Origin of the sequence: Streptosporangium sp. NPDC006007 (genome assembly GCF_040614315.1) — a bacterium.
Taxonomy (GTDB): Bacteria; Actinomycetota; Actinomycetes; order Streptosporangiales; family Streptosporangiaceae; genus Streptosporangium.
On the sequence record NZ_JBEXUG010000055.1, the window covers coordinates 1 to 12370 of the forward strand.

At 71.9% G+C, this 12370-nt stretch carries 12 protein-coding genes; 10 read left to right on the forward strand and 2 right to left on the reverse strand.

Going from position 1 to position 12370, the window contains the following annotated elements:
- Window positions 1-994: 994 nt before the first annotated feature.
- Together ABZ194_RS27565 and ABZ194_RS27570 are read left to right on the forward strand one after the other, a co-directional pair.
- Complete coding sequence (locus ABZ194_RS27565) at window positions 995-2386, forward strand: glycosyltransferase family 4 protein (protein ID WP_355599930.1); 1392 nt, start codon at window positions 995-997, stop codon at window positions 2384-2386.
- A 25-nt stretch (window positions 2387-2411) separates the two neighbouring features.
- Window positions 2412-3632: a serine/threonine-protein kinase gene (locus ABZ194_RS27570; protein ID WP_355599931.1), complete on the forward strand. Its 1221-nt coding sequence runs from the start codon at window positions 2412-2414 to the stop codon at window positions 3630-3632.
- On the opposite strand, the gene ABZ194_RS27575 is transcribed toward ABZ194_RS27570, so the two are convergent.
- Window positions 3602-4048: a hypothetical protein gene (locus ABZ194_RS27575; protein ID WP_355599932.1), complete on the reverse strand. Its 447-nt coding sequence runs from the start codon at window positions 4046-4048 to the stop codon at window positions 3602-3604. The genes ABZ194_RS27570 and ABZ194_RS27575 overlap by 31 nt on opposite strands.
- Before the next feature lie 107 nt (window positions 4049-4155).
- Here ABZ194_RS27575 and ABZ194_RS27580 point away from each other — a divergent pair, with 107 nt between their 5' ends.
- Genes ABZ194_RS27580 through ABZ194_RS27595 form a run of 4 tightly spaced genes read left to right on the forward strand, consistent with a single transcriptional unit; the run spans window position 4156 to window position 8861 of the window.
- On the forward strand, window positions 4156-4935 hold the full coding sequence (locus ABZ194_RS27580) for a hypothetical protein (RefSeq protein ID WP_355599933.1): 780 nt from the start codon (window positions 4156-4158) through the stop codon (window positions 4933-4935).
- Window positions 4936-4975: 40 nt separating this feature from the next.
- Window positions 4976-6076 carry a hypothetical protein gene (locus ABZ194_RS27585; RefSeq protein WP_355599934.1) on the forward strand — a complete coding sequence of 367 codons (1101 nt, stop codon included), beginning with the start codon at window positions 4976-4978 and terminating at the stop codon, window positions 6074-6076.
- Entirely contained in the window at window positions 6064-7542 is a 1479-nt protein-coding gene (locus tag ABZ194_RS27590) for a hypothetical protein (RefSeq protein ID WP_355599935.1), read from the forward strand. Before ABZ194_RS27585 ends, ABZ194_RS27590 begins: the two co-directional genes overlap by 13 nt.
- Entirely contained in the window at window positions 7539-8861 is a 1323-nt protein-coding gene (locus tag ABZ194_RS27595) for an AAA family ATPase (RefSeq protein ID WP_355599936.1), read from the forward strand. The genes ABZ194_RS27590 and ABZ194_RS27595 overlap by 4 nt, the downstream gene beginning before the upstream one ends.
- 73 nt (window positions 8862-8934) lie before the next feature.
- Here ABZ194_RS27595 and ABZ194_RS27600 read toward each other — a convergent pair whose 3' ends face one another.
- On the reverse strand, window positions 8935-9888 hold the full coding sequence (locus ABZ194_RS27600) for a GNAT family N-acetyltransferase (protein ID WP_355599937.1): 954 nt from the start codon (window positions 9886-9888) through the stop codon (window positions 8935-8937).
- Between the two features lie 315 nt (window positions 9889-10203).
- Here ABZ194_RS27600 and ABZ194_RS27605 point away from each other — a divergent pair, with 315 nt between their 5' ends.
- The 4 genes from ABZ194_RS27605 (at window position 10204) to ABZ194_RS27620 (ending at window position 12366) form a co-directional block, all read left to right on the forward strand.
- Window positions 10204-10755 (forward strand): helix-turn-helix domain-containing protein, encoded by a 552-nt coding sequence (locus ABZ194_RS27605; RefSeq protein WP_355599938.1) that lies wholly within the window; start codon window positions 10204-10206, stop codon window positions 10753-10755.
- Entirely contained in the window at window positions 10752-11069 is a 318-nt protein-coding gene (locus tag ABZ194_RS27610) for a DUF4031 domain-containing protein (protein WP_355599939.1), read from the forward strand. Before ABZ194_RS27605 ends, ABZ194_RS27610 begins: the two co-directional genes overlap by 4 nt.
- A gap of 32 nt (window positions 11070-11101) precedes the next feature.
- A complete protein-coding gene (locus ABZ194_RS27615) occupies window positions 11102-11647 on the forward strand; it encodes a type 1 glutamine amidotransferase domain-containing protein (protein ID WP_355599940.1) in 546 nt (181 codons plus the stop codon).
- A gap of 194 nt (window positions 11648-11841) precedes the next feature.
- Window positions 11842-12366, forward strand: a complete 525-nt coding sequence (locus tag ABZ194_RS27620) for an ATP-binding protein (protein WP_355599941.1) — start codon at window positions 11842-11844, stop codon at window positions 12364-12366.
- Window positions 12367-12370 lie beyond the last annotated feature (4 nt).

Consider the following 12370-nt stretch of genomic DNA (forward strand, 5'->3'; position numbering starts at 1 on the left):
TTCACCGGTCACCCAGCCAACCGGCCGGAGCTCCCAGGGCGTTTCGTTCGCTTCGTTGTGCCTTTATTCTTTCAGGCCCGCCTTCCCGAGTCAAATTGACTCGACCCGGCGAACCCTGCTCGAATTTTCGCTCCTCCGTCTCCGGAGCAACCCCTCTAATTTACTCCGACGCCCGATCCATGTCGAATCGAACCTCACCGGGACACAGAGATCCCGGTGTGGGAATTTTGATTGGAGGAGTCCCCGGGGCCCTCGGCTACGACGCCGGTTCCACCAGGTTGGGTGAACTTTATGGACGGCGCTCCGCCTCGTCAAATCAACCACCCCCGGTAGGAGACATCCTTGCGCCCGCACGCACCGCAGACTGTCGGGCTCCAGCGGATAAGGCACCTCTTATGCCATGTCCGCGAGGGATGCCGGAGCGTCTGAAGTCGAATACCGGGCCGGAACCTCGGGGACCGCGAGCCCGGCGGCGACCACCGCCCAGGCCCCCGACCCAGACCGGCGCACCTGGACGCGCACCGGATCGGTATCGCCCGGAACCCCCTCTCCCCGGCCTCCCGCGTGGTCTCACCCCGCCCGGCCGACACCCCGGCTCGCGTCCCCACCCCCCGCCGTGAACCGTCGAAGCCGCTGAAAAACGCCGAGGGCCGCCGACGCCATTGTCCGCTGTTTAAGGACAATACCGTCAGCGGGTTTTCTACATTCCTTTATATCGAGCAGATCGTGGAGTCCGGAAAATCCCAAGAAGGAGGTGAACGCCGACAGGGGTTTCGGCGAACCGTGAACCGGTGGTTCCCGGTCTCCGCCGCAGGATCACGGGTGGCGCCGGGTCTCCCAGCGAGACCTGGCGCGATGTGCGCCGGAGTGGGTGGCGGGCGACGGTGTTCACATCCTGACGGCGGGATATCCCGCGTGTTCGCGGGGCAGGGGAAGCCGGCGGGTGCGAGGCACGCCGTACGGCGGGAAACCAATTGAGCGGGGGGCTCCGAAGTTGCCGGAAGAGAAGTCGGGGAAATCGGGAAGAAGGCCGGAGAAGAGGCGGGGCACGCTGTCGGCGAAGGCGCGCGACACGGCCGGTGACGCGGCCAGGCGCGCGGTGTTACGGCTGTTGAAGGCGGTCAACGGGAGACGGGCCCGCCGCGCGTCCGCACCGGATACCGCGACGGTCAGGATCCTGCTGCAGCACGCCTATGGGATGGGCGGCACCATCCGGACCGTGCTCAACCTCGCGGGGTATCTGGCACGCGAGCGAGATGTGGAGATCGTGTCCGTCGTCCGGGCCGCGGAGGAGCCGTTCTTCCCCATCCCGGAGGGGGTGCGGGTGTCGTTCCTGGACGACAGGACCCGGCCGCGCGGCTGGATCGCCCGGCTGCTGTCACGGCTGCCGAGTGTGCTGGTCCCGAAGCAGGAGAATGTCTACCATTCGCTCACGCTCTGGACCGACCTGCGGCTGGCCGCCTTCCTGCGGTCGCTGCGCGGCGGTGTGCTGATCTCCACCCGACCCGGGTTCAACCTGGTCACCGCGCTGCTGGCGCCTCCGGACGTCCTGACGATCGGCCAGGAGCACGTGGCACTCGACGTCCACTCCCCCGAGGTCCGACGTCTCATCAGGCGACGGTACGGCAGGCTGGACGCGTTCGTCACGCTCACCCGGGCCGATCTCGACCAGTACGCCGAGGCTCTGCGGGCGGACCCGCCGCGACGGCTGCTGCGCATCCCCAATGCCGTGCCCGACCTGGCGGGAGGCGTCTCGGCGCTGGAGGAGAGGTGTGTGGTCGCCATCGGCAGGCTGGTGCGCGCCAAGGGGTTCGACCGGCTGGTCACGGCGTGGGAGCACGTCGCGGCGGCGCACCCGGACTGGGTGCTGCGCGTCTACGGCGGCGGCACGGAGAAGGCCGAGCGGCGGCTTCGCGCGAGGATCGAGGACGCGGGCCTGGCCGACAGGGTGTTGCTGATGGGCAGCTCTCCGGAGATCGGCGTCGAGCTGGCCAAGTCGTCGATCTACGTGGTCAGCTCGCGTTATGAGGGCTTCGGCATGACGATCCTGGAGGCGATGAGCAAGGGGGTGCCGGTGGTGAGCTTCGACTGCCCGCACGGTCCCGGGGAGATCATTACCCACGGGCACGACGGCCTGCTCGTGCGCCCGCAGCGGCCGGTGGCTCTCGCCGAGGCCGTCTGCCGGCTAATCGAGGACCGCGAGCTGCGGGCCGGGCTCGGCCGCAACGCGGTGCGCACCGCCTCAGGATACGGCCTGGACGCCGTCGGCGCCCGGTGGGACGCGCTGCTGGCGGATCTGGTGCGACCGCGGGCCGGGGTGACGGTGCCGGCCCTCCTCGGAGGGGTGGAGGCACGCGCAACCGGAATGGAGGTGAAACTCCGGTAACCTGCCGGTCGTCAGGAGGTGGCGGGTGACCGAGGCGAGTGCCTTGACGGTACCGGGCTACGAGGTGTCCGGCGTGCTCGGCCAGGGCGGTTTCGGGATCGTCTACCGGGCCAGGCAACTGGCGGTGGAGCGCGAGGTCGCCCTCAAGGTCGACAATCGGGTGCTGGTCTCGGAGCGCGACCGGCGCCGTTTCATGCGCGAGGTCACCTCGGCCGGGGCTCTTTCCGGCCATCCGCACGTCGCCCACGTCTACGACGCCGGGGTGCTCGCCGACGGCCGGCCGTACATGGTGCTGGAGCTCTGTCCCGGCGGGTCGCTGCTGGACCGGATGCGGGCCGAGGGGCGGTTGCCGCCCGCCGAGGTGGCGGACATCGGCATCCGGATCGCGGACGCGCTGTCGGCCGCGCACGCCGCGGGGGTGCTGCACCGCGACATCAAGCCGGCCAACATCCTGATCAACCGGTACGGCAACGTGGTGCTCTCCGACTTCGGCCTGGCGACCATGCCGTCGTCGGGCGGGGAGGTCTCGGTGACCCGCGAGTCGCTGACCCCGGCCTACGCGCCGCCCGAGGCGTTCGACCTGACCGATCCGGCCGCCGCCGGGGACGTCTACTCGCTGGCGGCCACGCTCTACGCGCTGCTGTCGGGCCGCCCGCCGAGGTTCCCGGAGAGCGGGGTGGTCAACATCGCCGTCATCATGGCCCTGCACCGCCTGCCGGTCCCGGAGATCCCGGGTGTGCCGCCGGAGCTGACGGCCGTGCTCCGCCAGGCCATGGCGACCGATCCGGCGCGGCGCACCCCGTCCGTGGCGGCGCTCAGGGACGCTCTCACGGATCTCCATCTGGACCGGGGGGTCAGGCAGGTCTCCGTGCGTCCCGTCTCTCCCACGCCCCACCCGGCCGCTGCCGCCCCCCTCGCCCCGCCCCCGCCGTACGGCATGCCGCCCGGTCACCTCATGGCGGGCGGGGAGCCGGTGCGCGCGCACGCGACCTCTCCGAACCTGCGGGGGCTCGGGGAGACCCGGTCGCCGGCGAGGGCCGCCCCGGGTGTTTCCGGCCCGTCGAACACCCGGGTGTTCGTCGCGGTGGCGGTGGCCTTCGTGATCCTGCTGCTGGCGGGGGTAGGGCTGATGATCATGGAGAGTCTCAGCCGGAGCCCGTCCGCCGGGCAGCGATCCGGGGCCGCCGGGGCGGCTGGGGCGACCCTGCCCGGTGGTCAGGCGGCCAGGTCCAGCGGGATGACCTGACCTGCCGTACGGCGCAGCCGGTGGTTGAGCGCGCCGGGACGGGAGACCACCACGACCTGGACGCCGACCCCGGCCAGCCGGCCCGCGAACTCGGTGAACGTGCCGTCCCCCGAGCCGATGACCACGCGTTCGAACCGGTCGGCGAGGCGGTCCAGGCGGATCACCTCGATCAGGGCGTGGTCGGCTCCGTCGGGGCCCGAGCGGACCAGGAGCTGGATGCCGGCCAGGGCCAGGCCGACGGAGACCATGGCTCCGTGATTGACCGCGGCGACGTACTGGTCCATGCCCCCGGTGGGGACCCGTTCGCGGTAGCGGCTCATCATGGTCCGGACGACTCCGGTGGCGGGACGCGCGGCTCCCACGAGGTTCTCGACGTCGAGGAGGTGAACGGCCCGTCCTTGCGATAGGTTCCGCATTAAATGCCCCTTTTGTCCGCCCATTACCACACCATAGCTCGCACTTTAATGCTGGAATTCGCTGGAATTCAAGGGAGACCGGGGGAACTCCTGTTACGCTCCGGGCCGTGAGTGAATCACTGGACGCGCTGGAGCGGCGGATAGCCGAACTCCGCGCCGAGGTGCGCCGGGCGCTCAGGGTGAGGGAGAACTCACTCGCCCGATCGCTACGCGGGGAGCTGCGCCGGGCCGAGCAGGCGTGGGACACGGCCATCACCGCCGAGGAGCCCGCGCCACCCCCCTCCGGACCCGGGACGTCGCTGCTGCCCATCAGGGAACAGGCGCACCAGGCGCTGGCCCTGCTGGGCGTGCCGACCGCGGCCAAGCTGATCGTGGCGGTGAACGACGCGCTCTTCTCCCGCACACTGCGCGGCTCCCAGCTCACCAGCCTGCGCAGGGACGAGGAGCGCTCCTTCCGCAGCGCCCCCTACGCCCGGCCGTACTATCTGTGCGCCGCGCTGACCGACCGGCTCTCCCCCGCCAGGGGGCTGCTGGCCGACAGCACCTGGGCGCCCGAGCGGCGGGTGCTCGGGCCGCTGAGCCCGCGCGTCGACTTCCTCACCTCGACCATGCGCATCGCCGAGCACCTGACCCGGCTGGCCGACCCCCCGCCCGGCGCGCTGCGGCTGCTGTCACGGATGGCGCAGAACATCCCCGGCGCCGTCGAGGGTCTCGTCCCCGCCGATCCGGCGACCGCGATCCGCGCTGCCCGAGCCGAGCTGGAGGTGCACCGCGCCACCGACGCCGAACAGCGGGCCGAGGTGGCGGAGCGGATGGGCAGCAGGCTGCCGGACGTGGAGCGGCTGTTCGGCGCCGCCGCGCTGAGCACGCTGAGAGGTGCCTGTTGAACGGCGGGCGGCACACCGCCCGCCCCGGCGGAGGTGTTCGGTGAACAGGCTGGACGAACTGCGCGGGCCGGTGCCCGCGTGCCCGCACGACGCCCGCGCCATCGCGGCGCTGGCCGCCAACCCCGGTTGCGCCCGCCGCGCGCTGATGGACGCCGCGGGGGTGGACAAGGACCGTACGGCCCGGCACCTCGGCTTCCCCGCCCCCTTCGGCCGGTCGCAGTTCGCGATCGCCCGGGGGAACGTGTTCGAGGCGCTGGTCAAGGAGAACGGCTGCGCCGAGCTGCTGCGGCTGCTGCGCGAGCTGCTCGGGCTGCCCGTCGCCCAGGTCGGCTACCAGGACGTGGAGAGCGTCGGCTCCCACCTGCGCCACTCCCACACCCGGGCGCTGATCGACCGGGCCGCGCGGGCGGGCGAGGGGACGGCCGTCTTCTACGACCATCCGCTCCTCAGCCTGAAGATCGCCGGGCACACCTCCTACCTTGAGCCCGACGTCGTGGCCTTCCAGCTCGGTGAGCGCTTCCACATCGTGGAGATCAAGTCGTTCGCGGTGATCGACGGCCAGGCCGAGCCCGGGAAGGTCTCGGCGGCGGCCAGGCAGGCCGCGGTCTACGTGCTGGCGCTGCGCGCGCTCCTGGCCGACCTGGGGCACGACCCCGGGCGCGTCTCGCACGAGGTGCTGCTCGTCTGCCCGGAGAACTTCGCCAACCGGCCGGTGGTCACGCCGGTGGACGTGCGCAGGCAGCTGGCGGTGCTCAAACGGCAGCTCGCCCGGATGACCCGGGTGGACCACCTGCTTGAGGGGCTCCCCGAGGGGCTCACCTTCGACCTGGCCCCGGACGGCGACGGCGTGCCGACCCGGCCCGCCGGGGAGCTGGCCGAGGCGCTGTACCGGGTGCCCGCCCGCTACGCGCCCGACTGCCTGTCCACCTGTGACATGTGCGTGTTCTGCCGCGACGAGGCCCGCGAGGCCGGCTCCACCGACCTGCTCGGCCGCCAGGTCCGCGACCAGCTCGGCGGCGTCTCCGGCATGGCCGAGGCGCTCGGCATCGCCGAGGGCACCCTGGAGGCCGCCGAGGGGCAGGAGGAGATCGCCCGCCTGCTCCGCACGGCCGACCGGCTGCGCGAGGAGTGTCTCCGTTGAGCGCGCTGACCGCGCTGGCGCGACTGCGGGCCGTCAGGGACGGGGTCGCGCAGCCCGTCACGACCGTCCGGCACTGTCACCTCGCCCCGAACCCGATGGTGATCGTCCCGCTCGGGCTCGCCGGTGAGGCCGCCGCCCCGCTGGGGGCCGTGGTGGGCACCGACCCCGGTCATCCCCGGCTGCTCGTGGTTCCCCAGCCGCGCGACCGGGACCTGAGGTTCTCCTTCGCCGCCGAGCTGGCCGAGGTGCTGCTGCCGTACATCGAGGGGTTCGGGAAGACCACCGAGACGGTCGAGAGGAGGGGCGGCGAGCCGTACGAGCGGTGCCTGGAGGCGCCGCAGATCCTGGTGCCGAACCGGCCCGCCGCGGGCTTTCTCGGGTTGCTGGGCCGCTCCACCCGGTTCCGCAGGGCCGACGGCCCCCATCCGGTGCACCCGTCCGTGCCGCTGCTCGGCCGCTGGCTGACCTATTTCGCCGACCGGTCGCAGCAGCCGGGTTCCTGCCTGCTGCTGACGGCGACCGAGGCGCTGAGCCTGCACTGGGCGACGGGTCAGAGCGGCCTGGAGGACGCCAACCTGGCGGCGCTGCTCGGATGGATCGACCCTCCGCCGGGGACGACGGGGCGGCGAGCCGCCGAGGAGGGGGAGGATCCGCTGCTCTGGCCTCCCGCCGGGCCCGCCACCGATCCGGGTTTCGACAACGAGGTGCTCGGCCCGGCGATCCGGGCCTACGAGGAGGCGCCCACCGAACGCGCCGTGGAGCGCGTCGCCCAGGCGCTGCGCACCCAGCTCGAACCGACCTGGCGGCTGATGTGGCGGGCGGCCGAGGTGCTGCGCGCCCTGCCGGAGGGGGCTCGGGTGCGCGACCGCTGGGAGACCGACCGGGGGTCGTTCACCCGGTTCGCCGAGCGGATCGCCGAGGGCGGGCCGCCCCAGGCGCGCCGGGACGGCGCGGTCGGCGCCGCCGCGCGGCTGGCTGGGCTGGAGCGGGCGCGGACGGGCTACGACGTGCAGCGGGCCTACGACGATCCGCTGGTCATGGCCGAGTACCGGCTGAGCGGCGAGGCGTTCGCCGGGACGGTGACCGCCGCCGACCCCGAGCACACCGAGGGCGAGGGGCGCTCACGGAGGCCACGGCCGCTGATCACGGTTCGGACCGCCGACCCGGTACGGCTGGCACCGGGCACCACCGTCGGCAGCCCCGACCGGCGCGGGCACGCGGCCGAGATCGTCGGGGCCTCGGCGGGCGAGATCACGTTGAAGGTCGTCAAGGGGATGGGCCGGGGCAGGTCGCCGGCGCCCGGCTCGGTGCCCGAGCCGGGCGAGCGGGTCACCTACACCTCGCTGACCGACGAGTTCCAGTCCTCGGCGGCGCTCCCCGACCCCGAGCAGACGCCGTGGACCCACGGCGGGCCGCCGCAGGAGTACGTGCCCGGCGACGAGGACGCGCAGGAGGAGTGGTCGTGAGCGTTCATCCGGGCGGCGGCGTCACACCGGGGCAGGAGGCGGCGGCGGTCGTCGACGCGGTCATGGCCGACCTGCCCCGCCACCGGGGCGTGGTGGTGGACTCGCCGCCCGGGGCGGGCAAGTCCACCCTGGTGGTCAGGGCGGCGGGGCACATCGCCGGGACCGGCGAGCCGCTGATGATCGTCGCGCAGACCAACGAGCAGGTCGACGACCTGGTGGACCGGCTGGCGGCCGGGCATCCCGACCTGACGATCGGCCGCCTGTCGGCGAGCGGTTACCTCACGCCCGGCCGCGTGCTGGCCCACTCCAACGTCTCGGTGGCGGGCAGGCTGCCCGATCTCGGAGACCCCGCCGTGGTGGTCGCCACCGCCGACAAGTGGGCCTGGGTCGGCGACCGGACCTGGCCGTGGGCGATCGTGGACGAGGCGTACCAGATGCGGTCGGACAAGCTGCTGCGCATCGCCTCGCTGTTCGAGCGGTCGCTGTTCGTGGGGGACCCCGGCCAGCTCGACCCGTTCTCGGTGGTGGACGGCGACCGCTGGGCGGGACTGTCGTGGGATCCGGTGCAGAGCGCGGTCTCGGTGCTGCTGCGGCACAACCCGGACCTGCCGGTGCACCGGCTGCCGGTGTCCTGGCGGCTGCCCGCCTCCGCGGCGCCGGTGGTCTCCGAGGCGTTCTACCCGTTCACCGGGTTCCGGTCCGGGACGGGACACGGCGACCGGTCGCTGGAGCTGACGGTGGACGGCATGCGGACCTCTTACGACCGGGCTCTGGAGGAGGCCGCCGCCTCGGGCTGGGCGCTGTACGAGCTGCCGAGCCGTCACACCGTGCGCACCGACGCCGAAGCCGTGCAGGCGGTGGCGGTGCTGGCGGTACGGCTGCTGCAGCGGGCGCCGGTGGCGCACTCCGAGCGCGGCAGCCACCGGGTGACGGCCGGCCGGATCGCCATCGGCGCCGCGCACCGCGACCAGGTCGCCGCGATCCGCGCCGCCGGGGTGCCGGAGGAGATCACGGTGGACACGGCCAACCGGCTCCAGGGGCGGGAGTACGACGTGACGATCGTGCTCCACCCGCTGTCGGGGCGCCGCGACGCCACCGCCTTCCACCTGGAGTCGGGGCGGTTGTGCGTGCTGACCTCGCGCCACCGGCACGCCTGCGTCGTGGTCGCCAGGGCCGGCATCCCCGAACTGCTGGACGCCCATCCGTCGGCCGAGCCGGTCCAGCTCGGTGTGCCGGTGAGGTTCCCCGACGGCTGGGAGGCCAACCAGTCCGTCCTGGCCCACCTCGCCAAACACCGGGTGGTCCCGGCTCACCGATAGGTTCGCGGGTGGGTTCGCCGGCGGTTTTACCGGCGGATCCGCCGCCGGCCGGCCCCCTGGGCGCCGGAGAGGGTCAGACCTCGCGGCGCCAGACGTCGATGGCCAGCACCTGGCGCATGCCCACCGACAGGTAGAGGTCCAGCGCGGGCGTGCTGTTGTTGGCGTCAACGTGGAGGTAGGTGCCGGCCCTGCCGCGCCGGGCGTCGGCGGCGAACGCCTTGCGGAGCATGAACCGGCCGAGTCCACGCCCCCTGAACCCCGGCAGGACGGCCAGCCGGCGCACGTAGCCACAGTTCTCGTCCCCGGCGAAGGCGTTGGTCCCCAGCAGCATCGCCGCCGGTTCGCCGTCGACGCGGGCGACCGCCAGCTGTGCCCAGTCGGTGCTGGCCGAGGAGTCGAGGTCGGCGTACCACTCGTCGTAACCCACCGGGCTGAACCCGAAGTGCTCGGCGAAACCGGCCTGCTGGACGGCGTGCCCCTGACGGCGGACCTCCTCGGTGTCCCCGTGGTGGATCGAGAGGCCGGGCAGCGGATCGGGCTCCGGGACCCGCGCCCCGTGGTCGGCAAGGAGCCGGATGAAGCTGGTCGCGGCCGTGAACCCCCGGGCGGAGACGATGGCGCGCTTGCCGCTGTCCTCCCGGTACAGGCCGACGTCGACCACGGCCGCGTCGTGACCGAGCTCGGCCGCGATCCGGCCGGACCGCTCGATCACGGTGTCCCACAGGTGGCCGGTGAGTCCCGCGGCGCCGGGATGCACGACCACGTCGATGTCCACGTTGTCGCCGACGCCCTTGCGGCAGGCCCAGGCCCAGCCGACCAGGCGTCCCGTCCCGTCGTGGACGACCCAGCCGTCGGCCTCCCTGTCGAAGGACGGCTCGTTCAGCTGGTCGGTGACGTCGTCCAGGGTCATGTCCGCCTTGCCGATCACCTGCGTGTCGCAGAGGGAGATCAGCTCGTGGATGTCGGCGGCGTCTTCGGGCAGGGGCCGCCGGGTGACATATCCGGCGGCGGTAGCGGTTGTTTCCATGTCGCCCAGTCTGTCCGGGGGGACTTGGATTCCACTGGGTCACGACTTGCCCGGCCCGGGGCCGGGGTCTCGACGTCGCCGGACCGCTCGGCGGCACCACGCGGCGGGATCTCCTCGGCGAGGACGGCCGGCGGCACCGTCGTGACCTCGCGCCGCCTCGCCGGCACGGCCGCGGCCTGAGTGGCCTCCACCGTCCGCCTCCGCCGTCCTTCAAGAAACGATCTTACTTACTGGCCGACCGGCCAGTTTCGACTATGCTGAAAGGTAGGACCGCTACGTATCACCCGCCAAGTTGATTTCCCGGCAGAGGGGACCATGAGGGAAAACGTCGACACCCGGACGCGTATCCAGGAGATCGCCCTGGAGCTCTTCGCCGAGCAGGGCTACGAGGCGACCTCCCTGCGTGAGATCGCGGAGGCCCTCGGCGTGACCAAGGCCGCCCTCTACTACCACTTCAAGAGCAAGGACGAGATCGTCACCAGCCTGACGGAGAACCGGCTGCACGCGGTCGAGGAGCTGATCGCCTGGGCCGCGACCCAGCCCCCCTCCGAGGAGACCCGCCGCGAGCTGCTCCGCCGCTACTCCGACGGCCTGCACCGAGGCCGGCACCACGAGATCATGCGGTTCTTCGAGCGCAACCAGACCGCGTTGAAGAGCCACCCGGTGATGGAGAGGGTCCGCGACCAGATGTTCGACCTGCTCACCTTCCTCGTCGAGCCGGACGACCCGGCGACCACCCGGCTGCGGAACTCGATGGCCCTGTTCGCCCTGCACGCCTCCTGGTTCGTCCTCAGGGACGAGGCGATCCCCGACGACGAGCGCCGGGCCGCCGCCCTGGAGGTCGCGCTCGAACTCCTGCACCGGTGAGCGTCCTCATCGACCCGCCGAACTGGCCGGGTCCCCGCGGCCTGCTCTGGTCCCACCTGGTCAGCGACGACTCGACCGAGGAGCTGCACGCCTTCGCGGCCCTGCTGGACGTGCCGCGCCGGGCGTTCGACCGCGATCACTACGACGTTCCCGAGACCGTCTACCAGCGGGCGGTCTCGCTGGGCGCGGAGGCCGTGCCCTCGCGCGAGCTCCTCGCCAGGCTCATCGCCTCGGGTCTGCGCAGGCGCAAGATTCGCCCCGGAATCGACACCTCCCACATGGATTCCCGTAGCGTGGGCATGACCGCCCCCTGACAGGCAGAACCACACGTCAGAGAGGGAAAATCATGCTCAACGACAAGACGATCGCCTTCCTTGTCGCCCCGGAGGGGGTTGAGCAGGTCGAGCTCACCGAGCCCTGGCAGGCCGTCCGGCAGGCGGGAGGCACCCCGAGGCTGATCTCCACGCGGCCCGGTGAGATCCAGGCGTTTCACCACCTCGACAGGGCCGACCGCTTCCCGGTGGACGCGACGGTCGACGAGGTCTCCGCGGCCGACTTCGACGGGCTGGTACTGCCCGGCGGCGTCGCCAACCCGGACATCCTGCGGACCGTGCCGGACGCCGTCCGGTTCGTGAAGGACTTCTTCGAGGCGGGCAAGCCCGTCGCGTCCATCTGCCACGGGCCCTGGATCCTGGTCGAGGCAGACGTGGTCCGCGGCCGGACGGTCACCTCCTGGCCGAGCCTCAAGACCGACCTGCGCAACGCCGGGGCGCGCTGGGAGGACAGGGAGGTCGTGGTCTGTACCTCGGGCCCCGGCACCCTGATCACCAGCCGGATGCCCGACGACCTCAAGGCGTTCGACCAGGCCGCCGTGGACGCGTTCGCGGAGTAGGCGCCCGCCGCTCCCGGCCCCTTGTCCGCTCGGGTCCCGCACCGGGATCCACCGGTCCCGCGCCATGATCGGCCCGATCCGTACCGTGATCATCCGATATCCGCCGGGCCCGCGTCCGGACACGACCTCCTCCCGTTCGATTAGGACGGGCCAGGCAGGGCAAGGCTCTAGAGGTCAGCTGTGAAGGAGGGACTGTGGAGGCCACGATCGCGTTGCGCCTGCCGCGTGACGCCGCGAGTGTTCCCGTCATTAGGCAACTGCTGGATGCGTCGCTCCGCACGCTGGGGGTGGAACCCCAGATCCGTGAGGACATCCAGCTCATGCTCTCTGAGGCGTGTTCGAACGTGATACAGCACGCCGCCCCGAGCGACGACTACATGGTGAGTACCGAGCTTTTCCACGACCGTTGTGTGATCAAGGTGGTGGACGCGGGGAAGGGCTTCGACTTCTCCGGGGCACGCCCGCCCTCCCCCACGTCCGAGCACGGCCGCGGTCTGCTCATCATGAAGGCTCTGGCCGACGACATCCGCTTCGTCAACCGGCACGACCTGGGCTCGATCGTCTGCCTGGAGAAGACCCTGCGCTTCGTCAAGGACGCTCCGGGACTGTCACTGCTCCTCAATGAAGAGCACGAGTTTCCACACGACACGGCGGAGGCCGCCTGCGACGATCCGCATCTGGGCGACCACCTGCCGGTGGGGCACGTCAAGGTCAGGTAGGCCG

Excerpts from the sequence above, each read along its gene's own strand:
- ABZ194_RS27575 (WP_355599932.1), bottom strand. The coding sequence starts at position 4,048 with ATGCGGAACCTATCGCAAGGACGGGCCGTTCACCTCCTCGACGTCGAG.
- ABZ194_RS27600 (WP_355599937.1), bottom strand. The coding sequence starts at position 9,888 with ATGGAAACAACCGCTACCGCCGCCGGATATGTCACCCGGCGGCCCCTG.
- ABZ194_RS27605 (WP_355599938.1), top strand. The coding sequence starts at position 10,204 with ATGAGGGAAAACGTCGACACCCGGACGCGTATCCAGGAGATCGCCCTG.
- ABZ194_RS27615 (WP_355599940.1), top strand. The coding sequence starts at position 11,102 with ATGCTCAACGACAAGACGATCGCCTTCCTTGTCGCCCCGGAGGGGGTT.